Origin of the sequence: Sediminitomix flava, from assembly GCF_003149185.1 — a bacterium.
In the GTDB taxonomy this organism is placed as follows: Bacteria; Bacteroidota; Bacteroidia; order Cytophagales; family Flammeovirgaceae; genus Sediminitomix; species Sediminitomix flava.
Genome location: NZ_QGDO01000010.1, coordinates 53,790 through 74,899 on the forward strand (window position 1 = coordinate 53,790; position 21,110 = coordinate 74,899).

At 33.1% G+C, this 21,110-nt stretch carries 11 protein-coding genes; 7 read left to right on the forward strand and 4 right to left on the reverse strand.

All coding sequences use genetic code 11. The features are described from left to right. Window positions 1-91: 91 nt before the first annotated feature. From BC781_RS23745 to BC781_RS23755, 3 genes are all read right to left on the reverse strand, one after another. Entirely contained in the window at window positions 92-1,699 is a 1,608-nt protein-coding gene (locus BC781_RS23745) for a carbohydrate binding domain-containing protein (RefSeq protein ID WP_158281571.1), read from the reverse strand. A gap of 115 nt (window positions 1,700-1,814) precedes the next feature. Then, window positions 1,815-3,587, reverse strand: coding sequence for a RagB/SusD family nutrient uptake outer membrane protein (locus BC781_RS23750; RefSeq protein ID WP_109622731.1), 1,773 nt, complete (start codon window positions 3,585-3,587; stop codon window positions 1,815-1,817). A gap of 21 nt (window positions 3,588-3,608) precedes the next feature. Then, the gene (locus BC781_RS23755) at window positions 3,609-6,728 is read right to left on the reverse strand and encodes a SusC/RagA family TonB-linked outer membrane protein (protein WP_245935656.1); all 3,120 of its coding nucleotides are present in this window, start codon (window positions 6,726-6,728) and stop codon (window positions 3,609-3,611) included. A gap of 2,056 nt (window positions 6,729-8,784) precedes the next feature. On the opposite strand from BC781_RS23755, the gene BC781_RS23760 reads away from it, so the two are divergent. The 5 genes from BC781_RS23760 (at window position 8,785) to BC781_RS23780 (ending at window position 14,649) form a co-directional block, all read left to right on the forward strand. After that, window positions 8,785-8,979, forward strand: coding sequence for a hypothetical protein (locus BC781_RS23760; RefSeq protein WP_109622735.1), 195 nt, complete (start codon window positions 8,785-8,787; stop codon window positions 8,977-8,979). A gap of 344 nt (window positions 8,980-9,323) precedes the next feature. Continuing rightward, entirely contained in the window at window positions 9,324-9,584 is a 261-nt protein-coding gene (locus BC781_RS23765; RefSeq protein WP_109622737.1) for a hypothetical protein, read from the forward strand. A 127-nt stretch (window positions 9,585-9,711) separates the two neighbouring features. Continuing rightward, window positions 9,712-9,945, forward strand: a complete 234-nt coding sequence (locus tag BC781_RS23770; protein ID WP_146201769.1) for an integrase core domain-containing protein — start codon at window positions 9,712-9,714, stop codon at window positions 9,943-9,945. A 2,826-nt stretch (window positions 9,946-12,771) separates the two neighbouring features. Then, window positions 12,772-13,737 (forward strand): ParA family protein, encoded by a 966-nt coding sequence (locus BC781_RS23775; protein ID WP_109622741.1) that lies wholly within the window; start codon window positions 12,772-12,774, stop codon window positions 13,735-13,737. A 6-nt stretch (window positions 13,738-13,743) separates the two neighbouring features. Next, window positions 13,744-14,649, forward strand: a complete 906-nt coding sequence (locus BC781_RS23780) for a ParB N-terminal domain-containing protein (protein WP_109622743.1) — start codon at window positions 13,744-13,746, stop codon at window positions 14,647-14,649. A gap of 117 nt (window positions 14,650-14,766) precedes the next feature. Here BC781_RS23780 and BC781_RS23785 read toward each other — a convergent pair whose 3' ends face one another. Then, window positions 14,767-15,939, reverse strand: a complete 1,173-nt coding sequence (locus BC781_RS23785; RefSeq protein WP_146201770.1) for a hypothetical protein — start codon at window positions 15,937-15,939, stop codon at window positions 14,767-14,769. A 567-nt stretch (window positions 15,940-16,506) separates the two neighbouring features. Between BC781_RS23785 and BC781_RS23790 the strand changes: the two genes are divergently transcribed. Both BC781_RS23790 and BC781_RS23795 read left to right on the forward strand, forming a co-directional pair. After that, entirely contained in the window at window positions 16,507-17,661 is a 1,155-nt protein-coding gene (locus tag BC781_RS23790) for a replication initiation protein (protein WP_158281572.1), read from the forward strand. A gap of 470 nt (window positions 17,662-18,131) precedes the next feature. Continuing rightward, complete coding sequence (locus BC781_RS23795; protein ID WP_109622749.1) at window positions 18,132-20,738, forward strand: T9SS type A sorting domain-containing protein; 2,607 nt, start codon at window positions 18,132-18,134, stop codon at window positions 20,736-20,738. Window positions 20,739-21,110: the final 372 nt, after the last annotated feature.

Below are 21,110 nucleotides of genomic sequence, written 5' to 3' on the forward strand. Positions count from 1 at the left end.
ATAATAAAATATAGACTTACCTTAAAAAATCGGCTATACCAAGATGGTATAGCCGATCAAAATTTACCATTTAGATAAAAACCTAGAACGATTATTCTGCTGGTCTGAAATTATCTTTTGCGATGAGAGAGAAGTCATCTACATAGATAGTTCCAGTATTTTTAATTCTGATTTGTACAGAAATTTCTTCATCTGCGTTAGCAGTCCATTCTTTGTTGATTGTCACCCACTCCCCTTGTTTGAAAGAGTTGATGCTTTCCCAAAATTGCTTATTACCGCTTGGTTTAGTGATCCATGGTGCTACGAATGGCAATGCACTACCTGGCTCAACATAAACTTTATAACTGAAAATATACGTTTTACCAGCTTCTACAGCAACACCTGACTCAGGAAGACATTGTGCGAAAGTCCAATCACCTGAAGATGATACCATCTTCATACTATAATTACCGCTTGCAACTTGTTCTGTAGAGTTGTATGTCAATTCACCAACATTGTCGAATGTAGGTCCCCAGTACACTCCACCATCTTCAAATCCGTAGATATCAGCTGAGAATAGATTTGGAATAAACATGGTTACTGGCAAATCTGTAAAGCTTTCAGACTGTCTAGTGTCAGTAGACTCTAAACCACCACTGTAAGACACTAAAATCTCATCATCAGAATAAACTGCATCAAACAGGCTTAACTCTATGATTGTAGCGTCAGAAGCGTCTAGAGCAACCGATTTTACTGAACCTGCTACGCCATTTATTTTCACTGAGAAATAATCTTTTGCATCTGCAGGAAGATTTGTAAACTCTCCGTTAAATGGAATTCTAATCACATGATCTATAGTTTCTACCAAATCTCCTTGCTGTACGAATGGCTTAGTAGACGGTATTACTTTGATTGGAATAGGGAATTTGTAACGATCTTGATCTGGCGGAATATTTAGCCCTGTTCTACTTGCCGTCAAGAATACACTTGCCATTCCTAATTTTTTGAAGGTAGGCTGGATTACTTCATCAGTATAAACATCACCCGCAATTTCCCACTTTCTCGTATCTGGAAGACCGATTGTAGTTACATCGGCAAACTCTAACACATCACCTGCTTCAACATAGATTGTATCAGTGTTTTCTTGGTCAATCAACTCAAACAAACCTGTTACCTCATCAAACTGTCTCACTTCCATCTCAACCTCAATGGTATCGAAAACAAATACACTAAATGTAGTATCTATCACCCATAGACCATCTTCGTAAACTGATTCTAAAGTATCAACACCCTTGAATGAAACGGAGTCTTTAAACGTATTTCTCAAGTTTACCTCAAAAAGGTCTGTTGCGCTTCCTTCTGTGAAAAAAACGTTAATTGTATTTTCAGTTGAAGTATTACCACCTTTATCTACAATAAATTGTGTGTAATCTTCATCATCTCTTGTGATTCTTCCTTCCAAAAACTCTGCACTTAAAGGAATTGTCCATTTATGGTCTACCGCATTGTGCGAAAGATCGGAGAAAGAGATAAAGTCATTTACGCCTATAAACATTGCAGGAATAGTGTCTTCACCTTTTACTACAAATGTTTCAGCTCTGAAATTGCTATTATAAAAAGCGATATCTGAAAAAGTATTAGGCTCTACATATTCCTCCTCACAAGAGTATGTGAAGAAAGCCAGCAGAGAGAGCGCTAACGTTATAAATTTATTTTTCATCACTGTAATATTTTTATTTTTCATGAATGGCTTTCAAAACAACCATGCATTTAAAAAGTAAGTATCTCAATGAAAATGAGGTCTATTTAGGTCAAAATAGACCTCATTATTCGTTTTAGTTGATATTAGGATTAGCCGTTTTTTCACCATTTGGAATTGGCCAATAAGCGTGAGCGTCAGCATTATAATTTGCTGCAGCCTCAGTAAAATCTGAGTATCCTCCGCCTTCAACACCGCGAACCAAAATAGCTGACCATCTAGTCAAATCTTTACCTTCTGAATTCACAATAGTATAAGGTTCAACTCCATATTCTTCTAAAGCAAGCTCTTCAAAACGTTCCTTGGTGATACCCCATCTTCTCATATCAAGATGACGGATAGCATGTCCTTCAACTGATAATTCAAGTGGTCTTTCGACGTACATCAAATGTTCCATCAAAGATTCGGCAGTATAGTCTACACCATTAAAATCTGCAGAAGAAAACTCACTAGAAGGTTGACCAATCAACTGAAGTGCCGATCTGTGTCTTACTTTATTGACATAGCTAAGCGCTTCATCTATTCTACCTGCATCAGTACCACCTTTGATTAAAGCTTCGGCATACATCAAATAAACATCCGCTAGTCTGATCACACGCATATTGATTCCCGAACGCTGAGAAGGCTGAATATCTCTTTCATTTGTAACCGTTTCCCAGTTTGTGTGCTTTCTGAAATAAGCATATTCTTGGTTATTAAACTGAGCTGCCTCTCCTGGAAGAACTTGGTAATATGGAAGAGATTCATCATCTGCAAGCGCCAAAGAATATGAGGTTCTAAGTGAAAATTTTCTCAATTCAGGATTACCATCTCCATCTTCTATTATCTCGTTATTTTCATCTCTTAACCAGTTTCTAGGATCATTTTTATCTACAGGGTCATTTCTGTAAGCATATGTCAATGACAAACTTGGCAATACTGCTCTCCATCCACCTACTGGGCTAAAAGAGTAGTTGATACCTGTTGAAACTTGCTCGTCATCCCAAATATTAATTTCAGACTTATATGCTAAAGTATAAGCTATCTCTAGAATTGACTCCGAGTTGAACTCTGTAGCTTCACTGAAATTATCATTGATATTTTCAGTCAACATATAGTTGTAATTATCGATTACATCTTTGAAATGCTCGGCTGCAGCATCATAATTCTCTGCATAAAGTTCTGCTTTACCCATTACTGCGGCAGCAGCACCTTTAGTTACTTTACCTGCAAGTTTCGCATCCCATTCTGTTGGTAGATTTTCATAAGCAAATGCCAAATCTGCCATGAAAAACTCTCTAATTACACTTTCATCCTGTAAAGGTTGGTAGAAATCTTCCTCATCAACAGGAACACTTTCGTAAAGAATTACACTACCATTGTTAAATGAGTTATGTAAGTAGAAATAGAATAAACCTCTCAAGAATCTAGCTTGTGCCAAAATCAAATTTGCAGTTTCTTGTTGTTCTTCAGTGTCCAAAGTTGGTAATATATCATCATACGCTTCAATTACCTGATTCGCTCTGAAAATACCTTTATACAATGCTTGCCACTTGTTGTTTGGAGCAGCAGAAGCATCATTGAAAGTTTGAAGGTAATAAGGTGCATTTCCGTTACTAGGGTTTGGTCTACCAAAACCAGGGTAACACATGTCTGTACGAATATATTCTTCTGGAACAGAAAGTACCTGTGCATGCTTAAATGCGTTGTACACAGCTGTAAGTCCCATTTCTAAGTCATTGTTATCCTTCCAAAAGCTGTCTGTAGACATTTCATTCGGATTGACTTTCTCTAAAAAGTCAGTACAAGATGCAAAAGGAATAGTTGCAATCAGTCCTAATGCGATATATTTATAGATTAACTTTCTCATTTGATTTCAATAAATTTTCGATTAGAATTCCAATTGAATACCAGCTCTGTAAGATGCACTGATCGGATAATTACCTTTGTCAATACCTCTTGTATTCAGACCGTCATTACCAACTTCAGGGTCAAATCCTGAATAGTTTGTAATTGTGATTAAGTTCTGTCCTGCTAGGTATACTTTGAACTTTGATAGACCCAATGCTTTTGAAGCATTATTAGGTAGTGTATAACCGATTGAAAGGTTTCTCAAACGAGCAAAAGAGCCATCTTCTAACCAATAATCAGTATATCCTCTGTAGTTCTCATGGTCACGTCCTCTGTAGGCTGGAATATTAGATGCAGTATTTGCTGATGACCACTGATAAACAAGGTCTTGGTGAGTTCCATATTTGTAAGAATATGCTTTACTACCATTCAACACTTCTCCACCAATTGCACCATACCATTGCATCGAAATATCAAAGCCTTTGTAACCAGCTGATAAATTCAAACCAACTTCGAAGTCTGGCATACCACTTCCTTTGTAAACTCTATCTTCAATTGTGATTTCGCCATCACCATCTTGGTCTACATATTTCAAGTCTCCTACTTTAGCAGTAGATGCAAAACCTGGCATTGCTTCTTGATATGCTTGGAGCTCTTCTTCGTCTGAAATGACACCATCAGTTTCAATCAGGAAGAACGCTCCTGCTTCATAGCCTTCTCTCAATACTGATACTTTATCTTCATTAGGAACACCATCAGCGACTGTACTTCCGTCTAAGAATGCCATTTTGTTTGAACCAGACATTTTAGTAACTGTGTTTTGGTTCTTCGCATAAGTAGCTCCAATAGACCAGTTAAAGCCATTTTCACCAATATGACGGTAGTTTGTAGAAAGCTCAAGACCTCTGTTGTTCATGTTTCCGACATTCAAAACTACTGTTGAGTTTGAGCCTGCTCCAGTAGACGGTGCTAACAATACAGGGAAAAGCATATCTTCCTTATTTGTATCGTAAATGTCGGCTGTGAATGTCAATTTATTATTGAAGAAAGCTAAGTCAATACCAAGGTTGCTTTGAATTGTTGTTTCCCACTGAACATTAGGATTGGCAAACTTAGTTTGAGTAGCTCCGAGTGCTAAAGATTCATTTCCTAATCCACCATAAACATAGTCTTTAGTTAATGTAATCGTAGCAGCATTGCTATAATCTAAGAAGTTTTGGTTACCAGTAGTACCGTGACTTGCTCTAATTTTGAATACATTCCACACATCTGATAGTCCTTTGAAGAATGATTCCTCAGAAATATTCCATCCCCCAGAAATAGAAGGGAAAATACCCCATCTTGCATCTTCTGAGAAACGAGATGAACCATCTCTACGAGCACTTACACTAAGCAAATAACGGCCTTTGTAATCGTATTGTAAACGTCCTAGCATACCAACTAGACTGTTAGATTTATCCTGATTCCACCCTGTTCTTGAACCTGCATCAGGGTCTAGAGTAGCGGCATTCAAAACAGGTAGATCATTACTAATCAAATCATATTTTCTTCCAAAGAAAGATGTAAATACATACTCTTCAAGCGAGAAAAGTGCTAATGTTTTAATCTGGTGACCATTGAACTTCTTTTGGTAGTTGAAAGAGTTCTCCCAAGCCCAATTTGATCTTGTCTCACTTTCATTGTAAACACCTGATCTATTCTGCATTTGTACTAATTCACCCTCAAAGTCATAAGCTCTGAATAAAGGATTAATACGAACTCTAGTGTTGTCTGTGAAACCTCCACCTACTCGAGATACAAAATTGAAACCTTTAGCAATTCTATACTGAGCTCTAAGGTTATAATTCAAGTGATTACCATCTTTAAAGTCTGTTTGCTTCAACTTATACATCATATTTCCTAAGTTGACCGCTTCAGTACTTCCTGCACTACCTGCATCCTCAATGGTAGATTGGCTAGGATCAATTTCTCTCTGGAAAGGCTTGTATTTGAAAGCCTCTAAAAGCAATTGATAAGGTGCGTATTGTCTTTCTTCAATTCTAAATCCTAAACCTGTATTGATTGTCCATTTTTTCTTTTTGAAAGTAGCATTTGCACGAACATTCATACGATCGTAAGAAGAATTGATCAATGTACCTTCTTGTTGAAAATATGTACCAACAATACTGTATGTTAAATCATCTTTACCTCCTGAAACACTCAAACTGTGATTCTGAACTGGAGCATAATCATTTTGTAATACCCCTTCTAGATTTGTGTTATTTGTGAAATCATAACGGTTATTTTCTAATTGTGTCCATGAGTCATCAATTGGAGTTCCATTCAAGTGACTTTTTGAAAGGAAGAAAGAATACAGATAATCCTCTATTCCCATCAAAGGTAGGTCAGAAGTAATTTTCTGAAAACCATAATAACTATCTAAAGCAACTTTCATTTGACCAGCTTTACCACTTTTAGTAGTGATAAGGATAACCCCTCCTGCACCTCTTGTACCATAAACAGAGGCTGAAGCTGCATCTTTTAAGACATCAATAGACTCAATTTCATTAGGACTGACTCTTGGGTTTCCATCATAAGGAATACCATCCACAACAAAAAGTGGAGCATTAGCCCCCGTTACAGAACTCAAACCACGAATTTGGATATTCGCAGGAGCGCCAGGGTCTCCAGAACTTGCCTGAACGTTCACCCCAGCAATTTGACCTTGCAGTGCCGTACCCAAGTCGGCTGTAGGAGTTTGGATCAGTGTTTCCGAATCTACTCTACCTACAGAACCTGTCAATTCTTTTTTCTTGATTTCTCCGTAACCAATTACGACAATCTCTTCTAGTGTTTTAAGATCAACTTCCATTTGGATATTGAGCTTAGTGCGTCCATCTAAAGAAATAATCTGTTTTTTATGTCCAACTGAAGAAAACTCAAGTTTAGCATTTTTATCTGGTACAGATAAGGTAAACTTACCATTAAAGTCAGATGATGTACCTTTACTTGTACCTAGTAGTATAACGTTAACCCCTGGTAACGGCTGACCGATTTCATCAACAACCGTTCCTGATATGAAATAATTTTGCGCTTGTAATTGTATAGTTAGGAAGACAAGAAGTATTGTACCCCAAAATGATTTACAATGCAGCAAGTGGTGTTTAAAAAAGTGCATCATATTGCATACTAAGATTGTTAAACATTCATTTTGTGTTGTTTTGATAATTCAAATCTATAGCACGCTGCTACATTAAGTGTAAATAAAACCTCTGTAAAAAAGGGTGTAAAAATTACCTTATTAAAAGCTTTGGCTCAGGTCAGTATTTTACAGTGTTTAACCCCCTTAACATTTTTTATATAATGAGATATACCTACAGAAGTTGATCCAATTGACTAAAAAGGATGTTTAACTTCACAAAAAATAGATTTTCACATGTAAAAAGTGGACTTTTTTCATTTTCATTTACTTTACTAAGGTACTTTAACCCCTAGATTAGGGGGATAATTTATGATTATAAGAGGGAATAATTTATTACCTGATACTCGTAATCAATTATTTCTTGAGAAAGATCTAGTTTCAATATCATTTTACTCTTCATGTAAGTTTTTGGATAGCGTTTAAGACTAATACTGATAAGAGGGTTAAATTATCATAATTTCCCCTCTATGTTTTTAGCTTATTACTGAGCTTATTTTTGGTCGTTATCGTAAGATACAATTCATCCGTTGATTCGTCCAATTTTTTTAATGTATTTTTCACGCTTTCAACACTGTGTACTTATTCTTGTGTCTAAAATCTAATGGATATAAAATAAAGTGTTAAATATTAATCATTTTAATAATTTATATCTTCACAAAAGGAATGAATAAGTTAATCTAAAGTAGCAATATTTAAGACTAAACATACATGTATATATCTTATCAAAACCTCATAAACACCTACACATAACACTGTTAAGTGCACGTTATTAAAATTTAGTTCTAAGGGAGAAAAGTTTGAATATTTGTATCAGATTATATTTTATCTGATAAAGTAAAACTGATATACCCTTAGAGGGAAAAAATCAATAAAAACTACTAGATCTTATCATAAAAAAATGGTAGTGATTTAATTTTAAGAACATAAGATAATAGAGATTTCATAAGTGTTTAGGACAGAAAACGTATTTGAGTATGCCTAATTCTAAATACCTTTCTTGTCCAAGTTGTAATAGCAATGATATTGTCAAATATGGTTTAAATCATATCAAGAAGAAGTGAAGTAAAAATGTAACAACTGCAAGAGACAATTTGTAGAACATAATAACCATAACTATGAAAGCAAAGCAATTATCAGACGCTTAATATTAGAAAGAGTTAGAGTTAGCCAGTAAGGGATTACCATATCTACGAATATGAATTTGTCTTAGCGTAGTCTATTAATCGTTCAAGAAATAGAGAAAATATCTAATCATTTAGATTGACGTTTACAAAAGTATACTAAGCTTGTAAATATTCAGAAAGTACTAGATGTAGGTGATATGTGGGGTTTGGATACTTCTAGATCGAAAAACAAGACAAGTTGTGAGTCTGAAGTTTGGTACTCGTAAAGTCAACATGGTTAAAAAATTTACGGGGGGCTATACCAAAGAATCTTAGAGGAAAGGTAATGATTTACTAAGAAAACACTAGTAGATCAAAATATTAGTCCTATATGCACATGATATAGAACGTGCGATAGCAAATGAGAAACAAACCTTATAGTTAATCTTTATATTCCTGGAGATAAAGAAAAGGAAGATTAACTTAAAAAAAATCATACATTTATTATAGATGAAAACTTCACATTTAGCTATTGATTTGTTTTACTAATCAATAATTACTCATAAATATAGAGCATCCACAAAAATAGTATCAGGCACTGTATTTAATTGATGATGTATACCCCACTTTATCTTTTTCAAGAGATGAAAATATTTGTGACTCAATATATTATTCTATAAACTATATTCATTATGGACTATCCATTGCTACCTCCTTCTAATTAAATCATGCCATTTCTATTCTGATCATACTCATTTGAATTGAAGTATGTGAATATTCTTTATAAGTTGGTATCATTTTGATACCAAAGAATAGAACAATAGCAACACATTATATTATCAGAAAAAGTCATTCATGTATTTATAATTACACTGGAGTGTCTACTTTTAGGGTTACAGATTTAAACTATCTTTTTCTTAACTTCTATTGTTATGAAAAGATACGATGCCGCATTTAAAGAGATGGTTCTAGACTTACTTGGATCAGGTCAGTCGATAAGCCAATTGGCTAAAGATTATCAGAAAAGTCCAATTACGTTTCGTAGTTGGCAGAAAAAGTCTTTAAGTCCTGAAGGTTTATCAGGTAAGGGGATTTTAACGGCCGAACAAGACGAAATTAACGCTTAAAGAAAGCCTTAAAGGATGCTGAGCTAGAACGCAATATCTTAAAAAAGGCCGTGAGCATTTTCTCCAAGAAAGACTGAGTACATACAGTTTATTAAAAATCATAAGTGTTCTTATTCAGTTGGGAAAATGTGTGATCTATTAAAGATTAGTAGAAACTCGTTTTACAAATGGGATCGAAATAGACAAGTATCCCCATCAGGTTTGCGAACAACATACCTCAAGTCAGAAATCAGAAGAATATTTGAAGATAACCTCCAAATCTAGATAGTTACAGGATTCAAAAAGAATTGAGTAAAGTTTATATAATCCTTTCTAGAAGCTATGTCGCTCGTTTAATACGAGAGATGGGATTAAGGAGTGTACTGAAAAGAAAATATGTCATTACCACTGATTCTAGGCATGATCAGCTCGTCGCAGAGAATGTATTGAATCGAAATTTCACAGAGAATAAACTCGGTAAAACATGGGTGTCAGGTATTACTTATATCCGTGTATCTGATCAGTGGGTATACTTAACAACTATGATTGATCTTACTGATCGAAAAGTGGTAAGTTATTCTTTGAGTGAAGATATGAGTACTAAAAATACAGTACTTAGAGCGTAGACTTCAGCCCTAAAAAACAGAGATATATGTGATGATTTTCTACTCCATCCAGACCTAGGAGCACAATACAGTAGTGTCTTATTCACTTACTTCTGTATTGAACAAACATCCAAAAGCTAAACAGAGTATGAATAGAAAAGGAAACTGTTGGGATAACTCGGTAGCTGAAAGCTTTTTTAAAAGCATCAAATATGAATACCTCTACCGTTTTAAATTTCAATCCATGAAAGAACTTAGAATAGAAGTCTCAAAGTATATTTATTGGTATAATCATAAGAGACTACATTCAACATTGGGTTACAAAACTCCTGTGGAAAGAGAAAATGAATTAAATTTTATAAACTTGAAAAGGATAGCCTAAAATTGTATACTTTTAGGTTGATACTCCAGTAAGCAATGTTTTCAACTATTGAACTCGATTTTAAATTTATAATTACTGGTATCAAAATGATACCGATTATATAAGGGTTTCTATCAAATAGATAAAAAATATAACAATAGTTCTGGATTCATTGTGAAACCAAAATTAGTACCATTAAATAAATGATATTGTTGATCGTCTTAATAATATAAGATTTTTTAAAAATAAAAGAGATTAAACTGGTATCATAATGATACCAAAAAAAATTGTGAGCATATTAAAAGTATATACCGAACAGTCATGAAAAAAATTATATTATTAATAATATTTCTTCCATTACTATTATTGATTATTGCAATACTATTATTTGGTGGTATTGTATATTATGAAGACTATTATAGTAAAATATTAGCGATTATTTAAGTTTAAAAATAGTTTAATTGATAATTGTACTGCTATTAGGTATAATAATTTTCAGTGTTTTAATATTATGAAATAAAGTCAATACCAATTATATGAATAGTTTTGCCTAATAAATTTTTATCCTATGAAGCAAGTTGTTTAAAACTCCAATTCTAATGTAAACTAACTCACAGCCCACTGAAGTTATAGATTTATATTAGGACTGAAAGTCCTTCACTTACTCCAACAAAAAGCTATAAGTATTGCTATTATAACTATGATGATGTTCTATGTATTCAATCACCAATTCATCTATAATATTATCTGTACAGTAAAGTCCTGTTCAAAAATATCTAATCCAATTTATATTCTTTAAACTAGGGTTCTCAAGCTGAAAAACTCTTGATATTGTCATTATATCCGACTCATTAAATCGCTTCTACTTTTAATGAATTGGGTAGGTTTATATATACAAATATATATGATCTTTACTTCCTACACACCCTTTAGATTCCTTCTAACTCACATATCTGTATTTTCAATATTTCTTTATATATATCCTTTAAGAACATGGTAAAGATACTTGGTTATCCAAAATAGATGAACTGTTGACTTAGTTTTTGTTTGTTATCTTTTTCTATACTCTAGTGTTATTAAAGTAAATTACTAGATTTTATAGCAACACTTAATTATAGTTTTTTGAACCCCTTATTAAGATCTATAAATTCTATTCTTGTATAAAAATATCCAGTTATAATTCTAATAGAATTATGGTATCAAAATGATACCATGAGAATTGCTACTCTCAGGTAGAGTATTTTTAACTTCTAATATATGATGGTTTTATACATTTTATGTACTTGCATTGACAATATTATAAGTAGCTAAACATTCTCAATTAATGATAATTAGTTGTTAGCTAAAAAATAATGATAAAGAATAATTATAGATATCCTCCAAATCTAAGGGTATTACAGAATTTAAAAAGAAATGAATAAAATTAATATTGTCCTTTCTAGAAGCTATGTTTCATGTCAAGAGTAGTAGGATTAAGGGGTATTATATTAAAAAAATATATCAATACCACTGATTCCAAATCTGATCAGATCATAGCAGAGAATGTATTGAATAAAATTTCACAGAGAATAGGACTTTAGATTTCTTACTTCAGAATATCCAATAGTTGGCTTACTTAACAAAGTACTCAATCTAAATATTCTATTCTTTGAGTGTGAAAAGAATATTAAAATACATACAGTACTTAAAGCTTAGATTTTAGCTCGAAAAAATGAGGTTTTTGAGAAGATATCCTACTCTATTTATACTTATCAGTATTTCTATCATTATAAAATAAACACCCATAAAGTCAGTTATAGCATCAGTAGAAAAGGAAAGTCTTTGATTAATTAGGTTGCTGAAAGCTTTTTTAAAAACATAAAATATGAATACCTTTTTTTCAATAAATGAAAGAACTTTGAATAGTAGTCTCAAATTATATTTATTCGTATAGTTTTAAGATATGACATTATAGATTAATCTTGACTTTCTAGAAAATAAAAAGATTTAATAGTATTAATCTGTATTTTGTAGCTTACCACTTCCATTGACTGTGCTATTGAGTTTAATCATACAATCAAAAAAGTCATAAAATTGTAGACATAAATAATCAAAAAAAGTAGTTCAAAGCATTATTCTATTATTCATAAAAGAAAAGTTTAGATAAAACTACAGCTTGGTATCATAATGATACCAAGCTGTAGTTTTATTTGGAATTAGTAAGGCAAATAAATTACAGATACTACAAAACTGTTATAGTATTATCTCAGATAATACCATAAACCATATCTTGATTCACACTATAAATCTTTATTGTTTTCTATCATGTAGGTTAAAAAAATATCATCGATATCTAATGCTGTACCTATGATATAATTTTAATACATTCATTAAGTACTTCTGTCCTTTACCTGCAAAAATTTCCCATTCACTACTTCCCATCTCTTAACGCAGTTATAGTTTTTGTATTAGCATTTAAAGAGTATCAAGACAAGTAATAACATTTGAAGTTTTAGTAATACTCAAATTAATTGGCATATCAGAAATATTAAATAGCGACTTGAAACTGGGATAATTAAAAATACTTTTGCTGTAATTATATTATAATGATTTAATACACCCAAAGTTATTTTCTCAGCCTATGATAAATTAACCTCAATAAAAATATCGATTAATATTTTGATCAGTGATCTTAAGTCTAATACAAAAAAGTATCATCCTAAACCTAGAGAAGAATAAAAAAATGAGTATTGACTATTTTTTTAAACAAATAAATAAAAATTGTCATACATTTTCGACATAAAATACATTTAATGTATTAAATTGTAGTCGAAATAATTCAAATAGTCACTATATATAGACAAAAAGATGACAAATACTGATGTTATTAATTTTTTAAAGAGAAATCCGTCTCTTTCTTTATCAGGATTAGAAAAAGAAGCTTCTATTCCAAGTTCAATGTTGTCTAAAGCAATTTCTGGGAACAGAAATTTGAATGATGAGCACCTAACAAAACTTTCACCTGTATTGAAAAGATATGGCTTTCATAAATCTGATGGAGCCAAAATCATCAGTATTGTTAATAACAAAGGGGGAGTAGCAAAAACAACGACTTGCTCAAACTTAGGTAGAGCATTGCACCTAGAAGGATATAAAGTTTTACTATGTGACCTAGATCAACAAGGAAACCTATCACAAACTTATGATATAAATGACCCTGAAGAAGAGTTATATCAATCACTCTCTTTCAAAATTGATGCTCCTATTCAAAACTGTATCATGGAAATATTTCCTGGTTTTGACATCTGCCCTTCAACTATTGCACTTGGTCAAGCTGCTCTTGATCTACAAAACAATCAACTAAAAGGGTATAAAAGATTATCTAAAGTGCTTGATCAGGTCAGAAATGAATATGATTTCATTCTTATTGACTGTCCTCCTTCATTAGATATCATGACAGGTACTGCTCTAGTTGCTTCTGATTCCGTTGTTTTACCTGTACAACCAGAAGAACATGCAGTAAAAGGATTGAAGAATGTATTTAACCTTATCGATCAAATGAAAGATTTGAACGATCACATTCAAATTGAAGGTATTCTATTTACGATGGTAACATCGAATACTACATTACATAAAAGTTATATGGAGGCAATCAAAGAAGGTATGCCTCATGTTCGCGTATTTGATACATTAATCCGTAGAAGTATATCTATACCAGAAGCTACAGCTACACATCAAAGTATCTTTGATTACGATAAATCTTCAAATGGGGCTAAAGATTATAAGAATATTACCTTAGAACTCATCGGAGAAACTAAACTAAAGAAAAAATAATTTATCATGGCCAAGAAGAAATTCAATACCAAAACATTAGTTTCTGAGGTAGGCTCTGCCGCTTCACAAATTACAAGTACACCTAATTTACAAACAAGCTCTATTCCTACAGGGGAAAGAATGGAAAAAGCTGTAAGAGAAAACATTCATATTCTAAAAGAACTTGAATACTTTATCAGAAAGCTGAATGAGTCAGAATACAATTTACTTAAAGAAGATATTCGACTAAATGGGTGTAAAGAACCTATTAAATTATGGAAACGTGATGATGACTTTATCATTGTAGATGGGCATCACCGTTATCAGATTTGTCAAGAGTTAAATATCCCTTTTCAAACGCAGAGTCTCGACTTCGCATCTATCGAAGAAGTCAAGATCTATATGGCAAAACTCCAATTAGGTCGTAGAAACTTAACACCACAAGAGTCGAGCTACCTTAGAGGAATGCAATATGCCTTTGCCAAAATGAATAGAGATGATAGTGCAAAAGGAGGAAGGACTAGAGAAATTCTTTCAAAGGAATATGGTGTAAGTGAAGCTACGATCATGCGTGATCATAAGCTATACCTTGGTATTGAGAAACTTTCTCAAATCTCAGAGGAAGAAAAACAAAATTATCTATCAGGTGATTCATTCCTTCTAAAAAAGCATATAGAGTATATTGCGATTCAAGATGACTTAAATTTAGAAGTTTTATTGACTTTCTTATCGCAAGGAGGTACGCTTGAAGATTATATCAAACAACTAGATAAAAAAGAGCAACAAACTAAACAGCCTAAAAAAGCTGATAAAGTAGATTTTCTTGAAAGCTTTGAAAGTAAGTTTGAAAAGGAATTAAAATCTGCAGATCCTAGTAGAAAAGCTGAAATGAAATTTTGGTTAGAATCTCTTCTTAATAAATATTACAGTTAAGAAAGCTTTCTCTTTCATCTTTTTGTCATCAATAAAAGCCCGTATTACTTGAGTAATACGGGCTTTTTGATTGACCAATTAAGTCTAAACAATAAATGTACCTTTTCAGATGAAAATTTAAGATGCTTTCATCTCTTTGGGTGCATTAAGTTCCTCATATCTATTTATAGCTGCTTTTACAGTTTGAACATTACACTTAAAAGTCTTCATCAGGTACTTATAATCTCTAATTCCTAGCTGAATTGCTGCTTCTAAACCTGATTGTGGGGTATCTAAAGTGATTTCATGATTTGATTCTTCATCTTTTTGGGCGTATATACTTTCATCAATCATCTTTTTAGGTGTGATTGGTGGAGAAGGTAAACTAAAGTCAATTGAATCATCCTTTTCGGTGCTTTTAAAAATTAATGGTTGTTCATTATCTACAACATTTGTATTTGAATCATTCGTTTCCAATTGTTGTAATTCTTGATCTTCTTTTAGGACTTTATAGTCAAACCACACTAAAAACCAACCACTTAATATGATTAATAAGTCAAAAATTGCAGCAATTATAAAAAATACCCATGATTTTTCTTTCTGCAGAATTTCATAATCTCTATTATTATGCACCCAAATAGATGAAAGTTTTTCCTTTTCAATTTTAAATTCATCTTCTAACTCAAAAATGCGTTGATCAAATAAAGCATAAGTACTTGCTGCTTTGGGATTGAGTGCATACTTAGAATTGCCTAAATACACCTTATTATTTTCATAAAAATCCGACTTACTTTCCCTCAAATTCTCTAAATCATTAGAGTGCTTGTTTTCCAATTTCAAAAGTTCTTCCTCATAAGAACCTTTAATTTCTTTAGACTTATCATTGAAACTATAAACAATTTCTTTAGCACCATTTGCAGACATCCAAATACTACCAGATGTAAAACAAAGTGTTAGGAGTATGAAAAATAGTGAGGATGTGTGAGAATTATAGTAGTTTTCGCTGCTTATTTGTAAAAATCGAGCTTTAGCATACTCCCAACCACAAAGTATTAAAACGGAAATAGGAATGGCCAAATATTGTGGAATTCCTTCAAACACAAAGTTTAGTAGAAAATAGATCGATGTAATAATTGAGATAACAGGAAGAGTTCTCTTCGAAATTTTCGAAAGCACCCAAAAAGATGAAAACCTTTGACTAAATGGCTTCCATTCAAATCGTTTATTTGCTTGCCTAACGTATTTTTTATATTGCTCTTCTGATCTTAGTTTTTCTAAATGCTCAATCATCATGTCTATATTAAAGTACATTAAAAATTAATTGGTCTAATATTTTATACAAATATACCTATATTTGTCAATAATAAAAGACTATATTTAAATAATGTCTAAATATATCGACATTTGATTTATTGTATTAAAATGCATCTTTTTGGGTGCTTAAAATAGTATTACACCTATTTAGATGAATAGGATATAAATCTTTTATGTATATGTATTGGGTGAAATAATTAAATAGATATAATAAAAAAATATATTCTTCATCCTTAAAGCTTTATTAGAGAATTTATATTATTTATTTAATTTATTATTTATGTGAGCCGTAACTATCTGTAAAATAAAGTGATATAAAAAGTTATACACCTATACAGATGAAGACAAACACCTAAATAGATAATCAAATACACCTGTAAGGATGAAATAATACACTAAAAAGGTTGAATCAAATGCACCTATTAGGATGAATTTATATATATTGCACCTGTAAGGATGAATAAAATATCTTAAATACACCTTTTTAGATGTCTAATGCATAGGTGAAAAGGGAATGAGGGGGAATGTATTATGCCAGAGGCTGATTTTTTAAAGCTGCCGCTTATGAAATTTGTAAAGAGAAAGAAGCTTGTTCGTAAGTCGAATAAACTTATAAATGCGAAGGAGAATACACCTTTAACGGCATTGGAGAGGAAATTAATGCTCTACTCTGTTTCAGAGGTCAATGATGAAGGTAAAGTCAATTTTAGAATACAAGACCTATACGGAACGAGTAAGCTAAATACGAGCCATTACAGAAATGTTAGAAAGGCAGTTGAGAACTTGCTAAATGTTAAGGTTGTGGTGGAAGAGGGTGATGTTTCTGACGAAGACTGGAGAATCAAAGGAATGAATGTTTTTGATGTGATTGAGGCTAGTCGTAAAGGAGGAAGCATTTCAGCAAGGTTCACACAATCTATGATTCCGCACATCACTAACCTTAAAAGAAATTATACAACATACCTCTATGAGGCTGTATCGCCGTTTCGTTCAGACTTTAGCATCCGTATATATGAATTGTTAGTACAAGGTGTAGATCATTATTCTAAGAGAGAATTTGAACTTGAGGAGCTAAAAAGCAAGATTGGTATTAGCCAAATTAAGACTTACACTAATTTCAATCAGATACGTACTAAAGTTTTGGATAAAGCTTGTCATGAGATAACAGAAAAGTCAGATATAGATGTGACATGGGATATTTCTGGTAAAAAGGGGAGGAGAGTAAGTCATATAACCTTCTTTATGCAGCGTAAAACGGCCTCTGTTGAACGATCTACCTCTGATAGTACAAAAGTAGAGGTGAAAGTTGATAAACAGCTAGAGCAGCAAATGAATACGATGAAGGGCTTAGGTCTATCTGAAGATCAGATAAGATTAGTTCTTCAAATGAAACAATCTGAGGAAAAACTTAAAGATGTCGAGCCTGAGGTGGTAGAATCTACGACTTTATTCAATGAACAAGAAGGTGAGCCATTTAAGTTAGAACAAACAAGTATTCATTTAGATATAGTAGTAGAAGAAAGAAAATCTAGGTTGAGAGAGCGTCTGATTGGATATAAAGTAGCTCCTGAATTGGTTGAAAAAGTTGTTGAACATACGCAAGCGAGCAAAGAATCAGGGATTTGGAAGCATGTAACTTATCTTCAAAAGAATCCGAATGCTGTAGATAATCCTGCCGGATATTTAACTTCTATCTTTAGAAATAATTATGGATTGTAGATTTTTCATCTTTTTAGGTGCATTAGATTGTACCGAAAAAGATGAAAACTACACCTATTAGGATGAATATTGTTTATCATATTTTTCATTGCGAAAAAGCTAACATGTTTTTGTGAAAAACAATGTTTAAAAGTCAAACATTAGAGCGTTGAATTACAGATAGTTATTCAACGCTCTTTTTATGATTAAAAATGTGAGATCGTCAAATTATTCATTTAGTATATTGACTTGAGAATAAATTTTATCCTACAACCTGCTTAACATCAGCTAATATTAATTTTCATCTATAAAATAAAAATGCTTTAAAAGGGGGGGATTACAATTGAAGCATTAGGTTCTTTTGTTTTATCTATGTTTTAAAATTGTCTATTTGTGTTGAAAAGCGAAAAAGACAAGTTTACAGAATGAAATAATCAAATGATTGGTGTACAAAGTACAATTTTCGAGTATAACACATACATCGTTTGATTATGAAAAACATTTTTACTCACCTATTTTTTTGGGGTGCATCAATATTAGCCACCCAATCAGTCTTTGCCCAACAATATACAGGGAAAGGCTATGCAGGAGGGGTTGCAGGAACAAACTATTCTGCCCCTTCAACAGAAATCACCGCTGAAACAGGAGCTAAGGTACTAGATGGAAGTATCATTTTTGCTCAGAACTTTGACGTTGCAGATGATGCAGGTCCAGATTTCGACAAAGACAACGGGGTAACGTTCGAAATCAAATACAATGAAGACAAGCCTTATACTGATGGCGGTGGTGGAGACATCAGAGGGTACTCTACGAAAGATGGAGACAATCCTGCTGATTTTGTAGCTATTCGTTTTAATAATGGTAACCATACTTGGAGACGAAGTGGAAAGTGGGTTCGTTATTCAGTAGATTTTGCTGCTGGAGACTTCAACTTTATCTATCGTGCGAAAACAGATAATGGATTTTCAGATCATAAATTCTTTATTCGTTTGTATGATCCTGCAGATATGAGTACTGCAGTGTTTGAGCATGAAATCGATTTGACAGAAGAAGGTGCATTCCCTGCCGCAGATGGTGATACCTTCAACAAGGTCAGAAGAATTGGAGGAGGTAATAGCCAAACAGCTTGGTTTAAACTCTTAGAGAAAATCACTGTAGAAGCAAAAACTTATGTGGTAGAAATTGATGATGCAATTACTAATGGACAGGCTCACTATGGTGAATTTGCTTTTAATGTTGCAGAAGAAATAGAAGAACCAACTGAACCAGAGATCTCAATTGTTGTACCACTTAGCGAAAGTTATGTTTGGGATAGCACAGAGGTTAAAGTTAATGCATTTGACCCTGCTGTAGGCGATGAGAATGGTGATGGTGTAGATTCAGTGATGTTTGAATTGAAGGATGAAGCTGGAGCAGTCGTTGGTAAAGATACAATAAGAGTGTCTCCATTTGCATGGAAGTTTAATTCATTAGATCATGCAGATGGTAATTACAGTATTGTTGCTAAGGCTGCCTTCACAAGTGCTGTAGAAGCTAGCACAGAGCCTGTAAACATTAAAATTAAAAATACACCTCCAGCAATATCTTGGGTCACTCCAATTAAAACTGAAGTAGAAGAAGGTGAAGAACCAGATCGTGCAGAAATTAAAGGAAATGCTTACCAAATAGAAGTATCAGTTGCTGACCCTGCTGTAGGAGTTGAGAATGGTGACGGTATCCTAAATGTTTACTTCCAATTGTTTGACAAAAGACCAGAAGCAACTCAAACAACAGCCATCGAAACGTATACAGATGAAGACGGTCTTCCATATACATGGGTACTCGATACTGAACAGTATGAGGATGGTAATTATGAACTTAGAATAGGAGTAAGACTTCTTGAAGGTAAAACGGCTTGGTCATCGAACCCAGTAATGATTAAAAACATCAGTACGGAAGCAACTGTTAGTTTTGATGGCTTAGAAGATGATGACGTTCTTTATGGCACTTATGATTTTTCAGTAATGGCTTATGACCCAGCTGTTGGTACTGATAACGGCTCAGGTGTTACATCTGTAGTTTATATGATTTACGATGATGCTCAAAATGAAGTAAGTAGAGATACACTAGAAGTAGCTCCATATACCTACAGTGTTAATACTTTGGAAATGGCTGATGGAAATTACATGATTGATGCTGTAGCTTCATTCTCTGCAGCAGCACCAGAATTTGTTTCAAAATCATTCACTGTAAATAATGCTGTAGCAGTATCATGGACTTCCGAAACACCTTCTTCAGATGTATATGGTACTGTAGACTTTGAACTATCAGCACAATTAGATGCTGTAACAGATGGTGGTGGTGTTACTTCTGTGACATATGTTCTTTTAAATGAAAATGATGAAGAAGTTGCAACTTCAGAATTAACTGTAGCTCCATTCGCTTGGAGCTTGAATACTGTTGAGTATGCTGATGGTAATTATAGTGTTCTAGCAGACGTATTGTTCATGAATGGCGTAGTAGAATCTGTAGATACTATTTCATTCGTTGTGAACAATGCAGCGACTGTTTCATGGGTAACTGCTTTTACAGCGGCTATTTCTGACACTAAAAGCTTTGAAGTATCGGCGTATTTAGATGTTTTAGGGACTACTCATGGCGAAGGAGTAACTTCAGTTACTTATACCTTATCTGACGCAAGTGAGAATGAATTAAGCTCAGTTACAGTTTCAGATGCACCATTCTCAACAGAGCTAGTAACTACTGAATATGCAAATGGTGATTATCTGATGGTCGCTACAGTTACATTCGAAAATGGTAAAGAAGTATCTACTGAAAGCTTAGCATTTACAATCTTTAATGCACCATTGTCAGCAGGAGATGATCTTAAACTTGCTGGTGTAGCACCAAATCCATTCCAAGATGTCTTAACAGTTCTTCTGAATAAATCAGTAGCTACAACTATTGAATTATTAGACATCAACGGTAATGTCGTACTATTTCTTGAAGTAGAAGGAGTGGAGCAACAAGAAATTGCGACATCTCACCTAACTGAAGGTTTGTACATTTTAAGAGTTGTACAAGGAGACAAAGTTAGTACTTTGAAAGTAGTCAAATAATAAAATCGTATTCAAATAACACTGAATATATTTTGTCCAAAATCCATGAAGTCACCTCTTAAGGAGGTGACTTTTTTTGATCTTGATTAAATAGTGTCTTCGGATCAGGACTTTGATAATTTCATCATATACTATCGCGTTCTACCGAAAACTAGATGCTTTCTTAGTCAAAATCAGATTTTTTTTTATGCCTAAATTTTGAGTGATTATGGTTGTTTATCAAATGTTTATGTGAATATAGTTACTCTTTTTAAAAAGAATTAAGCAAAAAAATAAAGCGAATAGCAAGGCTATCCGCTTTAAGTGTTTTACCATTTTTAATCGACTGAATATTCGCTGTATAAACAAACTAATTCATGTAAAAAGAATATC